Source organism: Streptomyces misionensis (assembly GCF_900104815.1).
Lineage (GTDB): Bacteria > Actinomycetota > Actinomycetes > Streptomycetales > Streptomycetaceae > Streptomyces > Streptomyces misionensis.
On the sequence record NZ_FNTD01000004.1, the window covers coordinates 4,920,023 to 4,939,988 of the forward strand.

Annotated in this window: 20 protein-coding genes and 2 pseudogenes; 7 read left to right on the forward strand and 15 right to left on the reverse strand. The window is 72.2% G+C overall.

Annotation, left to right across the window (positions count from 1 at the left end; translation table 11 throughout):
* Positions 1-14: 14 nt before the first annotated feature.
* A complete protein-coding gene (locus BLW85_RS24125) occupies positions 15-776 on the reverse strand; it encodes an alpha/beta fold hydrolase (RefSeq protein ID WP_074993085.1) in 762 nt (253 codons plus the stop codon).
* A gap of 145 nt (positions 777-921) precedes the next feature.
* Between BLW85_RS24125 and BLW85_RS24130 the strand changes: the two genes are divergently transcribed.
* The gene (locus tag BLW85_RS24130) at positions 922-2,109 is read left to right on the forward strand and encodes an adenosine deaminase (RefSeq protein WP_074993086.1); all 1,188 of its coding nucleotides are present in this window, start codon (positions 922-924) and stop codon (positions 2,107-2,109) included.
* 155 nt (positions 2,110-2,264) lie between these two features.
* Entirely contained in the window at positions 2,265-2,615 is a 351-nt protein-coding gene (locus tag BLW85_RS24135) for an ATP-binding protein (protein ID WP_070026174.1), read from the forward strand.
* A 77-nt stretch (positions 2,616-2,692) separates the two neighbouring features.
* Here the strand turns inward: BLW85_RS24135 and BLW85_RS24140 are convergent, their stop codons facing one another.
* The 8 genes and pseudogenes from BLW85_RS24140 to afsQ1 form a co-directional block, all read right to left on the reverse strand.
* Positions 2,693-2,896, reverse strand: a complete 204-nt coding sequence (locus tag BLW85_RS24140) for a PspC domain-containing protein (RefSeq protein WP_074993087.1) — start codon at positions 2,894-2,896, stop codon at positions 2,693-2,695.
* A 79-nt stretch (positions 2,897-2,975) separates the two neighbouring features.
* Positions 2,976-3,539: a VanZ family protein gene (locus BLW85_RS24145; RefSeq protein ID WP_070026172.1), complete on the reverse strand. Its 564-nt coding sequence runs from the start codon at positions 3,537-3,539 to the stop codon at positions 2,976-2,978.
* A gap of 129 nt (positions 3,540-3,668) precedes the next feature.
* Positions 3,669-3,956, reverse strand: coding sequence for a DUF397 domain-containing protein (locus tag BLW85_RS24150; RefSeq protein WP_425275369.1), 288 nt, complete (start codon positions 3,954-3,956; stop codon positions 3,669-3,671).
* Positions 3,948-4,028 (reverse strand): annotated as a pseudogene (locus BLW85_RS40935) (DUF397 domain-containing protein); the annotation flags it as partial. The gene BLW85_RS24150 and the pseudogene BLW85_RS40935, both read right to left, overlap by 9 nt.
* Positions 4,010-4,539, reverse strand: a pseudogene (locus BLW85_RS40260) (DUF5753 domain-containing protein); the annotation flags it as partial. The pseudogenes BLW85_RS40260 and BLW85_RS40935, both read right to left, overlap by 19 nt.
* 83 nt (positions 4,540-4,622) lie before the next feature.
* Complete coding sequence (locus BLW85_RS24160; RefSeq protein ID WP_074993089.1) at positions 4,623-5,237, reverse strand: hypothetical protein; 615 nt, start codon at positions 5,235-5,237, stop codon at positions 4,623-4,625.
* Positions 5,234-6,817 carry a sensor histidine kinase gene (locus BLW85_RS24165; RefSeq protein ID WP_074993090.1) on the reverse strand — a complete coding sequence of 528 codons (1,584 nt, stop codon included), beginning with the start codon at positions 6,815-6,817 and terminating at the stop codon, positions 5,234-5,236. Before BLW85_RS24165 ends, BLW85_RS24160 begins: the two co-directional genes overlap by 4 nt.
* Positions 6,814-7,491: a two-component system response regulator AfsQ1 gene (gene afsQ1, locus BLW85_RS24170; RefSeq protein ID WP_106980762.1), complete on the reverse strand. Its 678-nt coding sequence runs from the start codon at positions 7,489-7,491 to the stop codon at positions 6,814-6,816. Before afsQ1 ends, BLW85_RS24165 begins: the two co-directional genes overlap by 4 nt.
* A gap of 305 nt (positions 7,492-7,796) precedes the next feature.
* On the opposite strand from afsQ1, the gene BLW85_RS24175 reads away from it, so the two are divergent.
* Positions 7,797-8,582, forward strand: a complete 786-nt coding sequence (locus tag BLW85_RS24175; RefSeq protein ID WP_070026167.1) for a SigE family RNA polymerase sigma factor — start codon at positions 7,797-7,799, stop codon at positions 8,580-8,582.
* Positions 8,583-8,801: 219 nt separating this feature from the next.
* On the opposite strand, the gene BLW85_RS24180 is transcribed toward BLW85_RS24175, so the two are convergent.
* Complete coding sequence (locus tag BLW85_RS24180) at positions 8,802-9,404, reverse strand: uridine kinase family protein (RefSeq protein ID WP_070026166.1); 603 nt, start codon at positions 9,402-9,404, stop codon at positions 8,802-8,804.
* Between the two features lie 160 nt (positions 9,405-9,564).
* Here BLW85_RS24180 and BLW85_RS24185 point away from each other — a divergent pair, with 160 nt between their 5' ends.
* On the forward strand, positions 9,565-9,978 hold the full coding sequence (locus BLW85_RS24185) for a hypothetical protein (protein WP_074993091.1): 414 nt from the start codon (positions 9,565-9,567) through the stop codon (positions 9,976-9,978).
* 29 nt (positions 9,979-10,007) lie between these two features.
* Here BLW85_RS24185 and BLW85_RS24190 read toward each other — a convergent pair whose 3' ends face one another.
* Positions 10,008-12,140 carry a tetratricopeptide repeat protein gene (locus tag BLW85_RS24190; RefSeq protein ID WP_074993092.1) on the reverse strand — a complete coding sequence of 711 codons (2,133 nt, stop codon included), beginning with the start codon at positions 12,138-12,140 and terminating at the stop codon, positions 10,008-10,010.
* 116 nt (positions 12,141-12,256) lie between these two features.
* Between BLW85_RS24190 and BLW85_RS24195 the strand changes: the two genes are divergently transcribed.
* Positions 12,257-12,529, forward strand: coding sequence for a hypothetical protein (locus tag BLW85_RS24195; protein WP_074993093.1), 273 nt, complete (start codon positions 12,257-12,259; stop codon positions 12,527-12,529).
* The gene (locus BLW85_RS24200) at positions 12,522-13,133 is read left to right on the forward strand and encodes a DUF6879 family protein (RefSeq protein WP_074993094.1); all 612 of its coding nucleotides are present in this window, start codon (positions 12,522-12,524) and stop codon (positions 13,131-13,133) included. The genes BLW85_RS24195 and BLW85_RS24200 overlap by 8 nt, the downstream gene beginning before the upstream one ends.
* Positions 13,134-13,186: 53 nt before the next feature.
* Here BLW85_RS24200 and BLW85_RS24205 read toward each other — a convergent pair whose 3' ends face one another.
* From BLW85_RS24205 to deoC, 3 genes are read right to left on the reverse strand one after another with little or no spacing between them, the layout of a single operon-like run.
* Positions 13,187-14,074 carry an aldehyde dehydrogenase family protein gene (locus BLW85_RS24205; RefSeq protein ID WP_074993095.1) on the reverse strand — a complete coding sequence of 296 codons (888 nt, stop codon included), beginning with the start codon at positions 14,072-14,074 and terminating at the stop codon, positions 13,187-13,189.
* Entirely contained in the window at positions 14,067-15,503 is a 1,437-nt protein-coding gene (locus tag BLW85_RS24210) for an aldehyde dehydrogenase family protein (protein WP_074996188.1), read from the reverse strand. Before BLW85_RS24210 ends, BLW85_RS24205 begins: the two co-directional genes overlap by 8 nt.
* Before the next feature lie 21 nt (positions 15,504-15,524).
* Positions 15,525-16,484: a deoxyribose-phosphate aldolase gene (gene deoC / locus BLW85_RS24215; protein WP_074993096.1), complete on the reverse strand. Its 960-nt coding sequence runs from the start codon at positions 16,482-16,484 to the stop codon at positions 15,525-15,527.
* A 168-nt stretch (positions 16,485-16,652) separates the two neighbouring features.
* On the opposite strand from deoC, the gene BLW85_RS24220 reads away from it, so the two are divergent.
* The gene (locus BLW85_RS24220; RefSeq protein ID WP_074996189.1) at positions 16,653-17,339 is read left to right on the forward strand and encodes a PH domain-containing protein; all 687 of its coding nucleotides are present in this window, start codon (positions 16,653-16,655) and stop codon (positions 17,337-17,339) included.
* 282 nt (positions 17,340-17,621) lie between these two features.
* On the opposite strand, the gene BLW85_RS40620 is transcribed toward BLW85_RS24220, so the two are convergent.
* On the reverse strand, positions 17,622-19,460 hold the full coding sequence (locus tag BLW85_RS40620) for a DNA/RNA non-specific endonuclease (protein WP_279628614.1): 1,839 nt from the start codon (positions 19,458-19,460) through the stop codon (positions 17,622-17,624).
* Between the last annotated feature and the right edge of the window lie 506 nt (positions 19,461-19,966).

The following is a 19,966-nucleotide window of genomic DNA, read 5'->3' on the forward strand; positions in this document are numbered from 1 at the left end:
CCCGGCCCCGGGGCTCAGCGCCTGAGCGACCTGCCGAACCCGGCGGCCAGCGGCATCCGCAGCCCGATCGGCGGCGGCGCGGCCAGCGCGTCCTCGACCGGCCGGGAGACCGGATGCCCGAACAGCGCGCCGCGCACGAAGTCGGCCGCCAGCGACACGACTTCGTCCCGGTGGCCGAGCAACCGGTGCCCGTCCGAGTGCACCTCGAACCGGCACACCTCCCGGTTCACCTTCTTCGCCCGCGCCGCCAGCCGGAACGACAACTCCGGTTCGGTACACCGGTCGTTGGTGCCGTGCACGATCAGCACCCGCCGCCCCACCAGTTGCTTCACCGGCTCGGCGGGCGCGGCCACGTCCTCCTCGGGCAGCCAGGGCGCCAGCGCCACCACGGAGTTGACCGCCTCGTGGCCCCCCGCCCGCAGGGCCGCCCGGCCACCCATGTCGACGCCGACCAGGCACACGGGAACGTCCCCGTACCGCCGTACGATCTCGTCCGCCGCCCACTCCGCGTCGGCGGCCGGCCGGGCCTCGCTGCCGTTCCAGCCCCGGCAGCGGTAGCGGACGGCGTGCACGGCCACCCCCTCGGCCCGCCCCTCCCGGGCGAACCGGCGCCCCAACGACCGGACGAACGCCGCCGCCCACATCGGGGACCGCCTGCGCGTGGAGACCTCCTCCCCACCGGGCAGCAGCAGCACCGCCCCGCACACCGAGGCCGGCTCCGCCCCGACCACCCTGCCCAGCCCGGCCGTTCGGACCCGAGTCGCTTGCTGTCCCATGACAGAACAGTGTCAGAAGGCGCGGTGTACAAAACCCGTACGTGCGGTCACCTTTGCGTATCGGCGTAAAGGAGACGGAAAACGTCCGGCCTCGTCCGGGTGTGGACCCGGCGCCTTCTACGCGCGTAGGCGTTACAGTGCGGAAATGACGAGCCAGACTGCACCGAAGGGGACCGTCCCGGCGAACCTCCCGGCGCCGGTTCCGACGCCGGACCAGATCCGCCGGGCGCCCAAGGTTCTGCTGCACGATCACCTCGACGGCGGGCTCCGGCCGGGCACCGTCGTCGCACTCGCCCACGAGTCCGGGTACGCGGAGCTGCCCGAGACCGACCCCGACAAGCTGGGCATCTGGTTCCGCGAGGCGGCCGACTCCGGCTCGCTGGAGCGGTATCTGGAGACCTTCCGGCACACCGTCGGCGTGATGCAGACCCGGGACGCCCTGGTCCGGGTCGCCCGGGAGTGCGCCGAGGATCTCGCCGAGGACGGTGTCGTCTACGCCGAGGTGCGGTACGCGCCCGAGCAGCACCTGGAGCGGGGGCTGACCCTGGAAGAGGTCGTGGAGGCCGTCAACGAGGGCTTCCGCGAGGGGGAGCGGCTGGCCCGCGAGAACGGGCACCGGATCCGGGTCGGCGCCCTGCTGACCGCCATGCGGCACGCGGCCCGCTCGCTGGAGATCGCCGAACTCGCCAACCGCTACCGGGACTCCGGCGTCGTCGGCTTCGACATCGCCGGTGCCGAGGCCGGTCACCCGCCCACCCGGCACCTGGACGCCTTCGAGTACCTCAAGCGCGAGAACAACCACTTCACCATCCACGCCGGAGAGGCGTTCGGGCTGCCGTCCATCTGGCAGGCGCTCCAGTGGTGCGGCGCCGACCGGCTCGGGCACGGGGTGCGGATCATCGACGACATCGAGGTCCGCCCGGACGGGTCGGTGCGGCTCGGCCGGCTCGCGTCGTACGTCCGGGACAAGCGGATCCCGCTGGAGCTGTGCCCCAGCTCCAACCTCCAGACGGGGGCCGCGCCGTCGTACGCCGAGCATCCGATCGGGCTGCTGCGCCGGCTGTTCTTCCGGGCCACGGTGAACACCGACAACCGTCTGATGTCGCACACCACCATGAGCCAGGAGTTCGAGCACCTTGTCGACGCGTTCGGTTACACGCTCGACGACATCCAATGGTTCTCCGTCAATGCGATGAAATCAGCGTTCATTCCTTTCGATGAACGGCTTGCGATGATCAATGACGTCATCAAGCCCGGATACGCCGAGCTGAAATCCGAATGGCTGTTTCAGCAGACCGCTCCGACCAGCGGTTCTGCCGGGTTCGAGGGGTAGCGCACCGCCTTTTCGGATTCGACATGCGGACACGTTTTCGCAGCGTGTCCGCATTTCGGTGTTTGCGGGGTGCGGCATACCGTGTTTACGGTCGTGGACCGCTCGGATCGTTTGCGATCTGCCCTCTCCCGTCTCCGCATTCAAGGACGCATTTCATGAAGCAGTCTGCCGCCAAGACCCTCGGTGTCGCCGCCCTCGGTGCCGCCATCGCCGCCGTCGGCGCGGGCGCCGCCCAGGCCGCCCCCGCCACCTCGCAGGCCCTGGACAGCGTGGCCACGTCGCTGCCGGCCGAGAACGTCACCAAGGCGCTGCCGGGAACCGTCGAGGCGGTCGCCCAGGGGCAGAACGCCCTGGGCACCGGAGTGGCCGCCGCGCAGCCCGCCGTGCAGAAGGTGCTCGCGCAGGGGCCGACCGCGCCCGTGGCGGGCCTGCTCGGCGGTCTGCCGGTGGGCAAGACCGGTCTGCCCACGCACGGCATGGGCCTGAACGGTCTTCCGCTCGGCTGACGCCACCGCACGGCACAGCCCGTACAACGGCGCTGGGGCGCCCCGGGACCGACCGGGGCGCCCCAGCGACGCGTGTGTCACCAACTGGCGGCGTGGGCCTTGTCCTCGGACGGCAGCAGGATCCACAGGGCTATGTAGAGCAGGAACTGCGGGCCCGGCAGCAGGCAGGACAGCAGGAAGATCACCCGCATCGTATTGGCGGAGGTGCCGAAGCGGCGGGCGAGGGCCGCGCACACTCCGCCGATCATGCGGCCGTGGGTGGGGCGGGCAAGGGCGGTCATGTCGCTGTCCTCCGTGGTCGTCGATCGCTCGTTCCAACTGTCTTCGACGATACGGGTGCGAAGCGGACGAAGCGTCACTCTAAGGAGCTATTCCGACCCTGGGAATCCTCGGGGTCCGCCCCTGAGAAAACTCCTCCGGGACGATGGCCGGCTCGCTGTCCGACTGCTCGCGCAACCGTTCCCACCTGCGCAGACGCGCCCGCGCCGCGGGTACGACGAGCAGATGGGCCAGGATCACGCCGGTCGTGTTCAGCAGCAGCGAGTCGACGTCCACGACCCGGCCGGGGACCCCGGTCTGCAACAGGGCTATCCCGAGGGAGACGAGGGCGGCCGCGGCGGCGGTGCGGAGCAGGGAGGCGAGCGGCGAGACGGTGAGCCGGCCGTTGGCCATCGGCAGCAGCACGCCGAGCGGCGCGAGCAGGGCGATCCCCTCACCCAGCGGCTTCACCGCGGCCGGCCACCCGAGGGCCAGGTCGGCCCGGATGCCGGCGAGCGGGTGCAGATTGGGCGGCGTCACCCACGGCACGTCCAGCGGCCGCAGCATCAGCCAGGCGACGTAGGCGAGGTGGGCGAGGAGGAGGATGCCGCCTGCCGCACGGATGCGGATGGCGGCGCTGCCGCCGAAGTCCCCTTGACGCTGCACGCCCCCGTAGACGCGTGGGTCTGCACGATCGGTTCCGCATAGGTGCTTTGGGGTCGGTGTGAGAGGGATTCGGGGCACCGGCGTGGTGCCGCTGCCCGGCCGGGCACGGACAGCGGGCGGCGCCGCCGGCTAGAAGCGGGCGGACCCCACGGCGCCGACGAACTCCGTCCACGCCGCCGCCCCGATCACCAGCGCGGGACCGTCCGCCACCTTGCTGTCACGGACGGGCACGACACCGGGGAAGCCGTCGGCGACCTCGACGCAACTGCCGCCCTCGCCGTTGCTGTACGTGCTCTTCCGCCAGCGGGTGGAGCCGATGAAGTCGTGGGAGACCTCGACGCAGTCGCCGCCCTCGCCGTTGCTGTAGCTGCTCTTGAACCAGCTGGCGTCGCGCAGGAAGTCGTATGTGACCTCCACGCATTCGCCGCCCTCGCCGTTGCTGTAACTGCTCTTGAACCAGTTGGCGTTGATCAGGTCGTACTCGCGCATCGTCTGTAGTCCTCAGCCATCGACTCGATCAGGGCCAGGGACGCCTCCGGTGACAGCGCGGCGACCCTCAGCAGATCGTATGCGCGCGGGAGCGGCGGGAGCGCGGGCCGCTGGCGGCTGCTGCGGCTGTGCCCGCTTCACCACAGCCGGATCGTCCATCAACGTGCCCGAGAACGACGTCTCCGTATAGGCGACCGGAGGTGCGTCCTCGAAGTCCATGAGCTGGAGCATGCCGCTCATCGATGCATGCGCTGCCGCCGCGTACGGGGGCACCGTCACCCACCCCACTCGTTCTCTCATCAGGCTCGCGACGTGATCCAGCTGGCGCGCCATCACCTCGTCGCCACCGACCGGAATGCCGTAGTACGTTCTCGTGCAGGATGACCCAGTATTCCGGTCGGGTGGCGTCCTTGAGGATGTGCGCTCGTTCCAGGCGAGTGGCGACGATGTCCTCCACATACTCGTCCGTGACGAACGGGTTGGCCGCGAGTGTCACCGCGCGGGCGTAATTCGGGTGTCTGGAGAAGGCCCACCGCGAGTCGTTGATCAGCTTTCGGCGCAGGCGCTCGAAGATGCCAGGGCCCTCGCGGAGCGCTACCCCGCGCCCTCCGTCACCTCGCTCTGCGGCGGCGTGCCGGTCGGCCTGTTGCGGACCTCCTCCGTGCACGCGTAGCGGCGGAGGGGGGAGGGCGCGGGACCGCCGAGGACGACCGAGCCGTCGGCTTCGGTGGCGGCCGAGTCGGAAAGGGTGCAGACCAGTTGGGCGAGGGCGGAGGCGGGGAGGCGGGACGGGGGCGTGCCGAGGCGGAGGGTGTCCTCGGGGTCGTGCGGGGCGGGGCCGGAGACCGTGAGGCCGCCGGGGACGCGGGTGGTGTAGCCCGCCGACCGCTCCGCCGGGGAGGGGGCCGCCGCCAGCTCGTCCAGCAGGCCCTGGGCCACCATCACCCGGCGGCGGGCGTCCGGGGTGCCCTCGGGGACCCGCACCGTGCGGTCCACCGTGACCAGGGACTCCCGGCACAGGAGGAAGACCTGCACCGGGACGCCCTGTGACGTCTGGGTCGCCAGGTCGGGGCCCGCCAGCGAGCACGGGACGCGCGAGGGCGCCGGGCCGAAGTCGGTCGGCACCTCGGTGGCCCGGATGCCGCAGCCGGTGAGCAGGACGGCCAGGAGGGGGAGGGCCAGCAGGCCCCGGCGTCGTACCGGCGTCATGACCCCTCCTTCCCCGGGGCGTCGTCACCGTTCCCGCCGTCGTCCTGCGTCTGTTCCTCCGTCAGCAGCGAGGCGTCCCGGGGCAGGCGGAGGGTGAACACCGCGCCGCCCTCGGGGGAGTTGGCCGCCGTGATCTCGCCGCCGTGGATGTGGGCGTTCTCCATCGCGATGGACAGGCCGAGACCACTGCCCTCGGAGCGGGGGCGGGAGGCACTGGCCTTGTAGAAGCGGTCGAAGACGTGGGGGAGCACCTCTTCGGGGATGCCGGGGCCGTGGTCGCGGACCTGGATGACCACCGAGTCGGAGGCCTCGCGCACCGAGACCCGTACCGGCGAGCCGCCGTGCTTGAGCGCGTTGCCGATCAGGTTGGCGAGGATCACGTCCAGGCGGCGCGGGTCGAGGCGGGCGTGGATGCCGCGATCGGCGTCCAGTTCCACCGCGTCCAGCCAGGCGCGGGCGTCGATGCAGGCGGTGATCTGGTCGGCGACGTCGACGTCGTCCAGGACCAGCCGGGCGGTGCCCGCGTCGAAGCGGGTGACCTCCATCAGGTTCTCGACCAGAATATTCAGGCGACGGGTCTCGCTGACCACCAGCCGGACCGCGGGCTCGATCATCGGGTCGATGCCGCCCGCCTCCGAGTCCAGCTCCTCCTCCAGCACCTCGGTGACGGCGGTGATGGCGGTGAGCGGCGTACGCAGCTCATGGCTCATGTCGGCGACGAAGCGCCGGGACGCCTCGTCCCGCGCGGCCATGTCCGCGACCCGCTTCTCCAGGGCCGCCGCCGCGTTGTTGAACGTCCGGGAGAGATCGGCGAGTTCGTCCGTCCCGGAGACCCGCAGCCGGGTGTCCAGCTTGCCCTCGCCGAGCCGCCGCGCGGCGACGCCGAGGCGGTGCACCGGCTTGAGCACGGTCGTGGCGGCGGCCTGCGCGAGCAGCGCGGCGCCGATCAGCGCGAGCCCGGTGGCGATGCCCAGCGACCAGGCCAGCGAGTCGAGATCCTTCGCCTCCGGCTCCAGGGTCTTCGCCATGTAGCCGGTCGGGCCGCCGCCGATCACCCGCGTGCCGGCGACCAGGTAGGGCGTGCCGTGGTCCACGACCCGCTGCCAGTACAGGTGGTACGGCTGCTTGTTGACGTCGGAGACCTTCTGCTGCCGGTTCACCGCGGTCCGCAGCGACTTGGGCACGTCCTCCAGCGAAAATCCGTTGATGCCGCCCGAGTTGCCGTACACCGTCTTGCCGTGCGCGTCCTGGCCGACCAGGAGCACGCTGAAGCTCTGGCTGCTGGAGGCCATCTGGCCCGCCGTGCGCTGGAGTTCGTCCTGGGTGGGGTGGGCCGGCAGGGCGCCCGCGCGGTTCTGCATCTCCTGCCGGAAGTCGCGCAGCACCGCGTCCTGGGCGCGGGTCAGCACGGCCTCGCGGTTCAGCCAGTACGCGATGCCCGACGCGGACACCGCGGCGGTGAGGGCGACGAGCCCGAAGACGACGACCAGCCGCAGCCTGAGACTCGTGAACCTGAGCCGCGTCAGACTTCCCCTACGGCCCGCGGCCCAGCCGCGCAGCCCCCCTTGCGTATCGGTCACTGAGGAGCGTCCAGGCGGTAGCCGACACCACGGACGGTACGGATCAGGGTCGGGGACGAGGGCACGTCCTCCACCTTGGCGCGCAGCCGCTGCACACACGCGTCCACCAGGCGGGAGTCGCCCAGGTAGTCGTGCTCCCACACCAGCCGCAGCAACTGCTGCCGCGACAGCGCCTGACCGGGCCGCCGGCTCAGCTCCAGCAGCAGCCGCAGCTCGGTCGGGGTGAGCTGGAGGTCCTCGCCGTTCTTCGTCACGGTCATCGCCGAGCGGTCGATGACCAGGTTGCCGAAGGTCGCCGAGTCGCTGGACTCCCGCTCCCCGCGCCGCAGCACGGCCCGGATCCGGGCGTCCAGCACCCGCCCCTGGACCGGCTTGACCACATAGTCGTCGGCGCCGGACTCGAGTCCGACGACCACGTCGATGTCGTCGCTGCGCGCGGTCAGCAGGATGATCGGCAGCTGGTCGGTGCGCCGGATGCGCCGGCACACCTCGAACCCGTCGATGCCGGGCAGCATCACGTCCAGCACGATCAGGTCCGGCCGCTGCTCGCGCAGCAGCTTCAGACCGTCCTCGCCGCTCGCAGCGGTGGCCACACGGTGTCCCTGGCGCGTCAGTGAGAGCTCCAGGGCCGTACGGATGGCGTCGTCGTCCTCGATCAGCAACAGGGAAGGCACCCGCCCATTCTGGCCCATGGCCGGGGTGTCGTACGACCTGTCCGTATCAGGCCGCACCATCACCACCGGCTGTGCACTTCCTGTGACGCGGCCGGTGTCCCGGGTCCTGTGACAGGTCTGTGACAGTCGGCGGACACGGCGATGAAGTGATCGCGGCAGGCTTTTGGTCACGGGCACGGCGGGGAGCCGGATCCGGCCGCACCGGCCGGAACAGCCCGGAGCACGACCAGGCGGAGCCCGGAGTACGACCGGGCGAGGCCGGGAGCACGACCGAATCACCGGAAGTCCACGACGGGGAGCGCGAGATGAACACGCTGCACAGCATCAGCACCAGCGCAGTGGTCACGCGTCTGCACGACGTGCACCGGGGTTCCGAGAAGTCCGGTGCCGAGGGGGGTCCCTCCCGCACGAGCACGTTCGAGCGTGGGGGAGGGCGGGGGTGCCGCGGCACCGGGCGTCAGCACACCGGGTACGCGCAGCAGCCGTACATGACGGTGGTCGACGCGCGTACGGCGGAGACGCAGGGGTCGAGCGCGTACCGGGAGGACTCGGGGGAGCGTCGCTCGCTGACGGAGGCGGAGTTCACCGCCTACGTCCAGGAGCGCCGCGCCTCCCTGTACGCCACCGCCTACCACCTGACCGGCGACCGTTTCGAGGCCGAGGACCTGCTGCAGAGCGCGCTGTTCTCGACCTACCGGGCGTGGGACCGGATCAGCGACAAGGCGGCCGTCGGCGGCTACCTCCGGCGCACGATGACGAACCTGCACATCAGCGCCTGGCGACGGCGCAAGCTCAACGAGTACCCGACCGAGGAACTGCCGGAGACGCCCGGCGAGACGGACGCGATGCGCGGCACCGAGCTGCGCGCGGTCCTGTGGCAGGCGCTGGCCCGGCTGCCCGAGCTGCAGCGCACCATGCTGGTCCTGCGCTACTACGAGGGCCGTACGGACCCGGAGATCGCGGACATACTCAACATCAGTGTCGGCACGGTGAAGTCCAGCATCTGGCGCTCGCTGCGCCGGCTGCGCGAGGACGAGGTCCTCAGCTTCGGCCGTGACGAGGAGGACGCCTTCGGCGAACTGGTCGCCTGAGGGCGGGGGCCGGGCGGCTGGGGGGCTGCCCGGAAGAACGGGGGAAACACGGGGGACCACGGGGGAACCACCGGGGGGTGGTGGACCCACGGGGAGGAACAGGGGGGACACGGGGGAGCACGGGGGAGGAAACGGAGAGGGACTGGTCGGACCGGGGGGCCCGACCAGTCCCTCTTCTCCGTCTTCTCCGCCTCTTCCGCGCCCTCTCCCGTACGGCGGTCAGGCGGCCGTCTGCTGCCGTGCCCCCCGTCCCGCCGCCGCGGCAGCGAGCCGGCCGAGGGCCTCGTCCCGGTCGCACGGGTGGGCACCGAGGGACACCTGGCGCGCGATGATCGTGCGCTCCGCGCGCATCAGCCGCCAGCCGCGGCGCAGCAGGAAGGGCACCGACTTGCGGCCCTCCTTCAGATCGCGCAGGAAACGCCGCCGGAAGGTGGTGACCGCACCGCGGCGCAGGCACAACGCGTCCGCCAGCACCCCGAGTTCCCGGCAGCGCTCGACGATCTCCGCGGCGAAGATCCCCTCCGCGATGAACAGCGGCGTACGGCCCAGCCGCAGCGTCTCCTCGCCGGTACGGGCGCTGAGCGAGATGTCGTACACCGGCACCGGGGTCGACCCCGTGGCGCACAGCCGGGTGATGGCGTCGACGGCGACGTCCGCGTCCCAGGACCGCGGATGGTCCCAGTCGATGTCCGAACTCCCCTCCACCAGCGGCAGCGTCGGGTCGTCGGCCTCCTTGTAGAAGTCGTCCAGGCGCAGGACGGGCAGCCCGGAACGGGCCGCGACCAGGGACTTGCCCGAACCCGAGGGGCCGCACAGCAGCACGACACGGGCGGGGGACGGGGGATGAATGCTCACGGAACACCAGTTTGACGCATGGCGCGCCGCCTGCCGACCCCGCGGTTCGCTTTTGAAGCGCGGGTCACCTCTCAACTACCCTGTGTCGCGACATCATTACCCTGCGCACCAGAAGGTGGCACCAGCGATGGCCCGACACAGCAAGACCCAGCACCCCACCGCGCGGCGCGCCCTGTTCGCCCTGCTGACCACGGGCGCGGCACTGGGCGCGGGCACGGCGACGGCCCACGCGGACGCCGGCACCCCGCTCGTGGACGTGCCGTGGCGGCCCACCTCCCTCGGCAAGGTCGACCCCCAGGCCGGCCTCACGGTCCTCACCGGCACGGTCGGCTACGTCACCGGCCCGATCGCCGGCCTCAAGCCCAACCCCCTGGCCGGCACCGGCGTCGACCCCCTCGACAACGGAGTGGGCACCCAGGTCGCCGACTTCAAGCCGGTGGGCTCCCAGATGCTGACCGCCCCGATCGCGGAGGCGGAGTCGCTCGGGGCGGTGCCGGTGGTGGGGCAGGTGATGGGGCTGCTGGGCGGGGGTCGGGGCTGACTCGCGACTCCGGTACGGCCGGGCCGGGGTCAGGCCGGGGGCGGCTGCCGCCGCCCCGACGCGAACTCGTCCAGCAGCTGCCGGCCGGCGACCGTGAACGGGTGGTCGGCGCCCATGGCGCGCTCCCTCCTGGCCACGACGTCCGACATGAGCGCGATCGCCTCGTCCATGTGCCCGCGGGCGGCACGGGTCCGGGACAGCAGTTGCTGGGCCGAGAGCGCGATCGGGTAGTCGGGTCCGAAACGTTGCAGGTAGGCCTCGGTGACCAGCCGCAGTTCCTGGTCGGCCTCGTCGAAGCGGCCCAACAGGTACAGCGCCCAGGCGTGGTTGTGGTGCGCGCCCAGGGTCACGGTGTGGTCGGGGCCGAGGAGCCGGGCGCATTCCGCGGGCAAGGACAGCAGCGCGCCACCGTCCTCGGCGACGACCCGAGCGGCCGGCAGCAGGACCAGCAGGCTCGCGCGGGAGCGCAGGGTCAGGGGGTGGGCGGGTCCCAGCGCCCTGCGCCGGCCGGCGATGGTGGCCCGGAGAAGGGCGATGGCTTCGTCCCGCCGTCCGAGATTGCCCAGCACGAGCTGGAGGCCGTGGCAGCTGTCCAGGGTGTCGGGATCGCGCGGCCCGAACTGACGCTCCTGTACGGCCCGAACGTGCGCGAGCAGCGACTCGGCCTCCTCGTACCGGCCCAGCCGGAAGAGGGCCCGTCCGGCCCGGGAGCGGGCGGCCAGCACGAGCCGGTGTTCCGCGCCGAGCCGCGACTCGCCGAGGTCCGCCGCGGCCCGGGCGGTCTCCCAGGCGGACAGGTACTCCCCGGTGCGGTGCAGGGCGACGGTCAGCCGGGTCACGACGGCCAGCGCGTCGGCCGATGCCCGCGGGTCCTGGACGCGCCGCAGCAGGGCGAGCGCGTGGGGCACCAGCAGCCGGAGCAACGGGTCGTGCGGTCCCGCGTCCGGGACGGCGGGGACGGCCGCGTCGAGCAGGCGGACGGCCGTGGTGTCGAGAACGGGCACCTGCTGCTCCGGTGCGGCCGCCGCGACACTGTCGAGCAGCACCCCGTGGCTCTGCGCGCACCGCACCCCCACGTCGACCAGTTCGGTGAGGGACTGGTCGAGCAGCGCTCGCAGCGCGCTCTCGCAACGGGACCGGGGGACGACACCGTCGATCTCGGCGCGGTCGAGCACCGAGAGCGGCAGCGGCTCGGGGGCGAAGCGGGACAGCAGCCTCAGCAGGGCGGTCGCTTCACTCAGTCCTCGGGCCTCGAACGCGTCGAGCGTGAGCTGCCACGTCAGCCCTACCGTGTGCCGTGGATCCTGTTCCGACAAGGCGTCAGCCCCCTGATCGATGAGTTCGACCCGTTCCCCCTCGTCGAGGCGGTGCCCGTAGGTCTCCATCGTCCAGGGATCGAGCACCTGCTGGGAGAGGAAACCGCCCGCCAGCGTGAGCGCGAGCGGCAGCCGGCCGAGCCGTTCCGCCACCTGCGCCGCCTGTTCGCGTGTGCCGCTGTGCGGGGCGAGGTCGCACAGCACCCGCGCGGCGTCCTCCCGGGGCAGCACGCCGATGTGCTGCAACCGCGCACCGGGCCACCAGTGAGGTGCCGACCGGCGCGTGGTCACCACGACGATGCCGCCCGGACTGCTCCTCAGCCAATGGCCGTCCCGCAGGATCTCGGGCTGGTCGGCGTTGTCCAGGACCAGCAGCCAGGGTTCGGGCGACCGGTCGAGGTACTGCCATACGAGATCGGCGGCGGGCCGCAGTCCGTTGCGCGCGGCCAGCAGCTCGCCGTCGTCCGCGCCGCGGTCGGCCGCGACGGCGAGCATGCCGGCACGCAGGCTCGCGCGGTCGGCGGCGCCGACCCACAGGCCCGCCCTGCCGAACTCGCCGGTCGCCTGCTGGAAGAACGTGTAGGCGACCGCGGTCTTGCCGCAGCCGCCCATGCCGTGGAGTACGTAGACCTCTCCGCCACGGCGCGTACGCGCACTCGCCCGAAGCCGTTCCAGCACCTCGGCACGGTCCCGCAGTACGACCGGGGGCCGGCCGACCGCCGGACGTCGCACCGAGTCAGGGCCGCGGGGTGCGGCAGGCTGTCCCCCGTAATGGTGATGCTCGGTGATGTGCTGGTCGCCGGACGCCTGGTAGACACGGCCACGGTCCTCGGCGCGGCCGTCCATGGCGCCTGACCCCACAGCTCCCCCTTGACCAGAATTGGCGGCTCTCGATCGCGAACCGGTCGTTACGCTGAGTACTACGGTGTGCTGCTCTCGGTCAAGCGTAGGGGGACGACGGTATGGCGAACAGGCCGTGGGAAGCCGATCCGACCACGACGTTCAAGCGGCGGCTCGGGAAATCACCGCGGGAGTTGGGCAACACGACCGACAACCCCGACTGCCCCGACATCTGGGAGCTGGAGAACGGGGACATAGCCGTCGTGGGCCGGGACCTCACGGAGTCCCTGGGCGGCAGGCTGCCGACCGGGGTCTCCATCGGGGCGGACGAACGGCTCGTCGTCATTCCGAGGAACATGTTGATCGCGGCGAAACCGGATATCCCGAATGTTTGACTCCTTCCCGCAGGGCGTTTTCGAGCACATGGACCGCCCCGCGTATCACGCGGACTTCCGGCGCGTCCGCGCGAGCGGGATTCCCCACATGAACAAGCTCGAACGCGGCCAGCACTTCAAAGAGCGCGGATTCGCCAGCTGGGAGGCCTTCGCCGCCGGTGAATGGGACCGGGCACTGTCCCTCGTCGAGGAGAAGCGCGAGATCTACGCGGAGCAGTTCCGTGAGGCGGCGCGGCTGGGCATCCGGGAACGCCGGCTCCGCGTGGTGGAGTTCCCGGTGACCCCCTACGTGCAGTGGGAGCTGTTCGTGCTGCGCCTGCGGGTGGAGCTCGGGGACGAGATCAGAGTGCTCGACGCACGCAAGATCTCGGACATCGAGCGGGAACGCCCCGTACCGGAAGTCGTGATCCTCGGGGACGTCGCCATGTACGAGGTGCTCTACGACGACGACGGGAACGCCGCGGGTGCCAACCGGTTCACCGACCCGGAGCTCATCCGGGAGACCTCGGCCGGGTTCGAGGCGCTGTACGAGCGCGGGGAGGACTTCCACGCGTTCTTCGACAGGGAGATCGCGCCGCTGCCCCCGCCCGTGGCCGCTCCTTGAGGAACGCCACGGCGAGTGCCGCGCCCCCGGTGGAGGGGCGCGGCGTTGACGGGTCAGTAGGAGGAGCCGCCGGCGCCCAGGGAGCCGGTGGTGTGCCAGACCGTCTTCGTCTCCAGGAAGGCCGTCAGGCGGTCGGTGCCCGGGGTCTCGGAGTAATCCACAGCCTGGGGACGCAGGACGCGCTTCAGATTGTCGGCCGCCGCGATCTCCAGTTCCCTCGCCAGGTCCTCGTCGGCGCCCGCGAGGTCGATCGCGTTGACGTCCTGGTGGGCGGCGAGCGGGGCGGCGATCTCCGCCGTGCGGCCGGAGAGGATGTTCACCACGCCACCGGGGACGTCGGAGGTGGCCAGGACCTCGGCCAGGGAGAGGGCGGGGAGCGGGGACTTCTCGCTCGCCACCACGACCGCCGTGTTGCCGGTGGCGATCACCGGGGCGAGCACGGAGACCAGGCCCAGGAACGAGGAGTCCTGAGGGGCCAGCACGGCCACCACGCCCGTCGGCTCCGGCGAGGACAGGTTGAAGAACGGCCCCGCCACCGGGTTCGCGCCGCCGACCACCTGGGCGATCTTGTCGGTCCAGCCCGCGTACCAGACCCAGCGGTCGATCGCCGCGTCCACCACCGCGCCGGCCTTCGACTTCGACAGGCCCTCCGCGTCGGCGACCTCGCGCACGAACTGCTCGCGGCGGCCCTCCAGCATCTCCGCGACGCGGTACAGGACCTGGCCGCGGTTGTACGCGGTCGCCCCCGACCAGCCGCCGAACGCCTTGCGCGCGGCGACCACCGCGTCCCGGGCGTCCTTGCGGGACGACAGGGGAGCGTTGGCCAGCCAGTTGTTCTTCGCGTCCGTCACCTCGTACACCCGGCCGCTCTCGGAACGCGGGAACTTGCCGCCCACGTACAGCTTGTAGGTCTTGAAGACGGAAAGTCGTGCGTCAGACATCGAGGTACGCCTCCAGGCCGTGGCGGCCGCCCTCGCGGCCGAAGCCCGACTCCTTGTAACCGCCGAACGGCGAGGTCGGGTCGAACTTGTTGAACGTGTTGGACCAGATCACGCCCGCGCGCAGCTTGCCCGCCACCGCCAGGATCCGCGAGCCCTTCTCGGACCAGATGCCCGCCGACAGCCCGTACTGCGTGTTGTTCGCCTTGGCGACCGCCTCGTCCGGGGTGCGGAAGGTCAGCACCGACAGCACCGGGCCGAAGATCTCCTCGCGGGCGATGGTGTGGGCCTGCGTGACGTTCGTGAACAGCGTCGGCGCGAACCAGTAGCCGGAGGACGGCAGTTCGCAGGCCGGGGACCAGCGCTCGGCGCCCTCCGCCTCGCCCTTCTCGGCCAGTGCGGTGATCCGGGCCAGCTGCTCGGCGGAGTTGATCGCGCCGATGTCGGTGTTCTTGTCCAGCGGGTCGCCCAGGCGCAGCGTGGACAGGCGGCGCTTGAGCGCGTCCAGCAGCTCGTCCTGGACCGACTCCTGGACGAGGAGGCGCGAGCCGGCGCAGCAGACCTGGCCCTGGTTGAAGAAGATGCCGCTCACGATGCCCTCGACGGCCTGGTCGATCGGGGCGTCGTCGAAGACGATGTTCGCGCCCTTGCCGCCCAGTTCGAGGGTGAGCTTCTTGCGCGTGCCGGCCACGGTCCGCGCGATCTCCTTGCCGACCGCCGTCGAGCCCGTGAACGCGACCTTGTTGACGTCCGGGTGCGCGACCAGCGCCGCGCCGGTACGGCCGGCACCGGTCACGATGTTGACGACGCCCTTGGGCAGGCCCGCCTGGCGGCAGACGTCCGCGAAGAACAGCGCGGACAGCGGGGTCGTCTCGGCGGGCTTCAGGACGACCGTGTTGCCGGTCGCCAGGGCCGGGGCGATCTTCCACGCCAGCATCAGCAGCGGGAAGTTCCACGGGATGACCTGGCCCGCCACGCCCAGCGGGCGCGGGTCCGCGCCGAAGCCGGCGTGGTCGAGCTTGTCGGCCCAGCCCGCGTAGTAGAAGAAGTGGGCCGCGACCAGCGGAAGGTCGGCGTCCCGCGTCTCCTTGATCGGCTTGCCGTTGTCCAGCGTCTCCAGGACGGCCAGTTCGCGGCTGCGCTCCTGGATGATCCGGGCGATGCGGAACAGGTACTTGGCGCGCTCGGCACCGGGCAGCGCCGACCACTTCTCGAAGGCCTTGCGGGCGGCCCTCACCGCGCGGTCGACGTCCTCCTCGGTGGCCTCGGCGACCTCCGACAGGACCTCCTCGGTGGACGGCGAGACCGTCTTGAAGACCTTGCCGCCGGTCGCCTCGACGAACTCGCCGTCGATGAAGAGGCCGTAGGACGGCGCGATGTCGACGACCGAGCGGGACTCGGGCGCCGGTGCGTACTCGAATGCGGATGACAGCATTTCCATGTCCATGAGGTCTCAGTCCACCGTCACGTAGTCGGGGCCGGAGTAGCGGCCGGTGGCCAGCTTCTGACGCTGCATCAGCAGGTCGTTCAGCAGCGAGGAGGCGCCGAAGCGGAACCAGTGGTTGTCCAGCCAGTCCGCGCCGGCCGTCTCGTTGACCAGGACGAGGAACTTGACGGCGTCCTTGCTGGTGCGGATGCCGCCGGCCGGCTTCACGCCGACCTGGACGCCGGTCTGCGCGCGGAAGTCGCGCACCGCCTCCAGCATCAGCAGCGTGTTGGCGGGCGTCGCGTTGACGGCGACCTTGCCCGTCGAGGTCTTGATGAAGTCGGCGCCCGCGAGCATGCCGAGCCAGGAGGCGCGGCGGATGTTGTCGTACGTCGACAGCTCGCCGGTCTCGAAGATGACCTTCAGCCGGGCGCTCGTCCCGCAGGCCTCCTTCACGGCCACGATCTCGTCGTACACCTTGAGGTACCTGCCCGCGAGGAACGCGCCGCGGTCGATGACCATGTCGATCTCGTCGGCGCCCGCGGCGACGGCCTCGCGGACGTCGGCCAGCTTCACGTCGAGGGCCGCGCGGCCGGCCGGGAAGGCGGTGGCGACCGAGGCGACCTTCACGCCGGAGCCGGCGACGGCCTCCTTGGCGACGGCCACCATGTCGGGGTAGACGCAGACCGCGGCCGTGGTCGGGGTCGTGCGGTCCGTCGGGTCGGGGTGGACGGCCTTGGCGCCGAGCGCCCGGACCTTGCCCGGGGTGTCCGCGCCTTCCAGCGTCGTCAGGTCGACCATCGAGATGGCGAGGTCGATGGCGTACGCCTTCGCGGTGGTCTTGATGGAACGGGTGCCGAGGGACGCGGCGCGCGCCTCCAGGCCGACCGCGTCGACGCCGGGCAGCCCGTGCAGGAAGCGGCGCAGCGTGCTGTCGGACGCGGTGACGTCGGCGAGCGCATGTGCGGGGGGTGCAGTGGTGGGCATGGTCACCAGACGAGCATATCTACGCGCGTAGCGGCTGTACACCCCCGCGTCCCTCGCTCGGTCGCGGGACGGGTCGTCCCGGGGGCCCGGGAGCGCGGCACATCACGGATGGGTACGGGTACCGGGGCGCGTGGCGGCGGCCGTGCGCCGGTCGTGCACAATCGGGCCATGACGACCCCGGACCACAAGTCACCCGCGTCGCAGCCTCCGGTGCCCACCGTGAAGGACCGGATCTACCGCTCGCCCATGGGGCTCGTGGGTGGCGTGCTGCTGCTCGCGGTCGTCGCCTGGCTGGGCTTCGACGCGCTGTTCCGCGGTCACGGCCGCACGCCGTGGCTGGCCCTCGCCGCGATGATCATGCTCTTTCCGCTGGTGATCGCCTTCACCCTGCGCCCCGCCGTCTTCGCCAACGACGACCGGCTGCGGATCCGCAACCCGTTCCGGGTGATCACCCTGCCCTGGGGCGAGGTGGAGACCCTGCGCTCCGGCTACACGAACGAGGCGCTGGCCAAGTCCGGCGCGAAGTACCAGCTGTGGGCCGTCCCGGTCTCGCTGCGCGCCCGCAAGAAGGCCGAGCAGCGGGCGGCGAACGCGGCGCGGCGTTCGGCCTCGGGAAGCTCCGCGACCGGCGCCGGGGCCTTCGGCTTCGGCGCGCTCACCGCGCGCGGCGCCGACGGCGGGCCGACCCGGGCGTCGTCCGACAAGGTCATGGACGACCTCCGCGAGACCCTGGACCGGCGCGGGAAGGAAGAGTCCGCCCAGGGGGAGACGACGGTCCGCTGGGCCTACGAGCTGGCGGCGCCGGCCGTGGCGGGGGCCGTGCTGCTGGTGATCCTGCTGGCGACGAAGGGGTGACGCCCGGGCCGTGACGGGCCGGCCGGGAAGGTCCGCCCGGCCCGGAGTCCGCGGCGCCCGGCGAGGCCGGGGGACGGGACCGGGCGATGGGTGCCGTCGCCGCCACGGGAGCCGGCCGCGGTGCCCGGGCCGAGCGCATTCGTTTTGCGTGCTCGTCCGTGCGGCGCTCCGCGTTCTGCCGTGGCGGGTCTCGCGTCCTGAGGTACCCGGCCGTATCCGCCGCGGTGCCCGGCCGTTCGCGTGCTCGTCCGTGCGGTACTCCCCGTCCCGCCGTGGCCGGGCTCACTTGCCGAGGTTCACCAGGCTCCCGCCGCCCGCCGGCTCCACCACGTTCAGGACCGACCGGGACAGGACGTGGGCGGGGATCCCGGCCGGTGTGTAGCCGATGGCGATCATCACGAAGCCCTCGGGGACGACGCTCCGGGGCGACGCGAAGAACGGCTGGACCAGGTAGCGGACGCTGCCGGACGGTTCGCGCGCGAGTTCCCCGGCCACCTCGCTCTCGAACGCCGACATGCCCAGCGGGCCGTTGTTCGTGATGCGCTGACCGCACGGGCTGAGATTGTCCGCCCGCGTGTTGGAGCCGCCGAAGCGCGCCGCGACGATGTGGCAGCGCGCCAGGTCGTCCCGGGGGTCACGGCCGAGCGCGCGCACCTTGGCGCGGGCCTCCGGGTAGCCGACCGGATCGGCCTTGGTCTCGTCGCTGCTGTTGTTCGGCGGCTTCCTCAGGCATGCCTGACCGGTTTCTGCGCGGCCGTTGGCGCCGTGGGTGTTGAGTATCCAGCCCGCGCCGTTGGGGTCCGCCCCGGCCGGGTGGGTCCGGGCGCAGTCGTCGGCCCCGTCACCCCCGGAGGGCGCGGCCCGTTCCAGCACAGTGGCCGGGGCGGGTGCTTCCAGGACCGCCTGCTCCTGCTGCTGCGCCTGCCGCAGGGCCGACACGTCCACCTCTGCCAGGACACGGACGGTGACGTCGGCGACGGAACGGACGTCGTACGGAACCGGCGTCCCGCCCTGGCTCGCGGAGCCGGACTCCGCCTCCCGTCTCTTCTCGTCCTCCTGCTCGGCGAAGACCGGACCCGCGTCCGGGTCACTGCACGCGATGTCGCCCGCGCCCGCCAGGGGCATTTCCTCGGTGGCCGTGCAGCTCCCGGCAGGACGGCCCTCGATCGTCAGGGTCGCCGTCAGTTCCACGGTCACCCGGCCGCCGGTGATCCGCTTGCGGGCCTCGCGTCCGGGGACGATGCCGGTGATGTGACTGCTCACCTCGCATCCGGTGGCGGAGCAGCTCACCTGCGGCTTCTCTTCGAGGCGGGCCGTGACGCCGGCGTCCAGCGCGCCGGACAGCTGCGCGGTGTCCTCCTGGACCTCGCCCAACAGGGCCTTCGCCTCCGCCGTGGACAGCGCGGAGACCGCGAAGGCGCCGGCGGGTGCGCTCGCCCCGGCGGCGAAGGCGGCGAGCCGGTCCCCGGCGGCGGGCTCGCGCGTCCCCGCCCGCCAGGCGGCGGCGTCCGCCCGGCCGTGCCCGTCCGCCGCGGCGCCGCGCGGCACGAATGCCAGGACCCGGTACGGGCGTGCCTTCGTCACGTACAGGTCGCCCCGGGCGGTGCTCGCCCGCAGCGCGGGCACGCCCTTCGGGAGCGGGGCCGTCGCAGCGGCGTCCGACAGGGTCGTACCCTCGCTGTCGACCGCGTCGAGCAGTGCGTTCGCCAGGGCCGTGGGGCTCATTCCCGCCCGCGGCGCCGCGCCGCCCGCGGTGTCGGCCGACGGGACCCCGGCGACCCACTTGCCCGCCAGATCCGTACCGCCGCCCGGGTCGCCGAGGCCGGCGCCCGGGGTGTCCGGCATCTTGAGGTAGGTGGTGCCGTCCACGGTCAGGGCCGTGACGCGGGTACCGGCGTACGGCATCTCGCCGAGCGCCTCCCCGCCGGCGGTGACCCGTGACTCGGACCAGCCGGCATCGCCCGCCGGCGCGCGGTACCGCACACCCGGTCGCAGGGCCAGGTCCACGAGGGCGGCGGCGAACGGCGCCCGGCGGTCGGCCGCCGGTGTCCCGGAGCCGTGCCGGGTCAGCAGGACGGCGACGAGCGCGGCGACGAGGGCGACGGCCAGGCCCGACGTCACGAGCGCCCTCCGGCGGCCGGTGCGGTGCCCGGACGCCGGGCCCGCGGCGGTGCCGTACTGGTGTGGTGGCCCGGACAGGTGGGACGGCTGGGGCGGCCCGGCCGGGTTCGGGGGCAAGGGGCCCGCAGGCGGCAGCGGTGCGGGCCGCGGTGCCGTCGGCCCGGTCCAGGTCGACCTCCCCGGACCGGCGGGCGGTGGTCCGCCCGGGCCACCGGGCTTCCTCGCGTCCGTCGCCGCTCGGGGCGGTCCGCCCTGGGCGGCGGTCCCGGCCGCGCCGGAGCGGGGGGAGGGGAGCGGCGCCGGTCGCCCCAGGGGCGGTGGCACGGCACGGGGGGTCTGCCGCCAGGTCGGCAGCTTCGGTTCGCCGGATCCGTCGTGCGATGAGCGATTCACCACCGAAGCTCCACCCCGTATCGCTAGCCTCCGCGCCCAAGCCGGAACATACTTCAACTACGGGGATACATATAGGAGTTCAGTCATCCCTGCACAGTTCCGACACGACGGAC

Bases quoted from the DNA above. Each gene is read 5' to 3' on its own strand.
- BLW85_RS24195 (WP_074993093.1), top strand. From the start codon at position 12,257: ATGGCGAACAGGCCGTGGGAAGCCGATCCGACCACGACGTTCAAGCGG.
- BLW85_RS24205 (WP_074993095.1), bottom strand. From the start codon at position 14,074: ATGTCTGACGCACGACTTTCCGTCTTCAAGACCTACAAGCTGTACGTG.
- BLW85_RS24140 (WP_074993087.1), bottom strand. From the start codon at position 2,896: ATGACCGCCCTTGCCCGCCCCACCCACGGCCGCATGATCGGCGGAGTG.
- BLW85_RS24200 (WP_074993094.1), top strand. From the start codon at position 12,522: ATGTTTGACTCCTTCCCGCAGGGCGTTTTCGAGCACATGGACCGCCCC.
- BLW85_RS24190 (WP_074993092.1), bottom strand. From the start codon at position 12,140: ATGGACGGCCGCGCCGAGGACCGTGGCCGTGTCTACCAGGCGTCCGGC.
- BLW85_RS24160 (WP_074993089.1), bottom strand. From the start codon at position 5,237: ATGACGCCGGTACGACGCCGGGGCCTGCTGGCCCTCCCCCTCCTGGCC.
- BLW85_RS24175 (WP_070026167.1), top strand. From the start codon at position 7,797: ATGAACACGCTGCACAGCATCAGCACCAGCGCAGTGGTCACGCGTCTG.
- BLW85_RS24135 (WP_070026174.1), top strand. From the start codon at position 2,265: ATGAAGCAGTCTGCCGCCAAGACCCTCGGTGTCGCCGCCCTCGGTGCC.
- deoC (WP_074993096.1), bottom strand. From the start codon at position 16,484: ATGCCCACCACTGCACCCCCCGCACATGCGCTCGCCGACGTCACCGCG.
- BLW85_RS24220 (WP_074996189.1), top strand. From the start codon at position 16,653: ATGACGACCCCGGACCACAAGTCACCCGCGTCGCAGCCTCCGGTGCCC.
- BLW85_RS24130 (WP_074993086.1), top strand. From the start codon at position 922: ATGACGAGCCAGACTGCACCGAAGGGGACCGTCCCGGCGAACCTCCCG.
- BLW85_RS24125 (WP_074993085.1), bottom strand. From the start codon at position 776: ATGGGACAGCAAGCGACTCGGGTCCGAACGGCCGGGCTGGGCAGGGTG.
- BLW85_RS24185 (WP_074993091.1), top strand. From the start codon at position 9,565: ATGGCCCGACACAGCAAGACCCAGCACCCCACCGCGCGGCGCGCCCTG.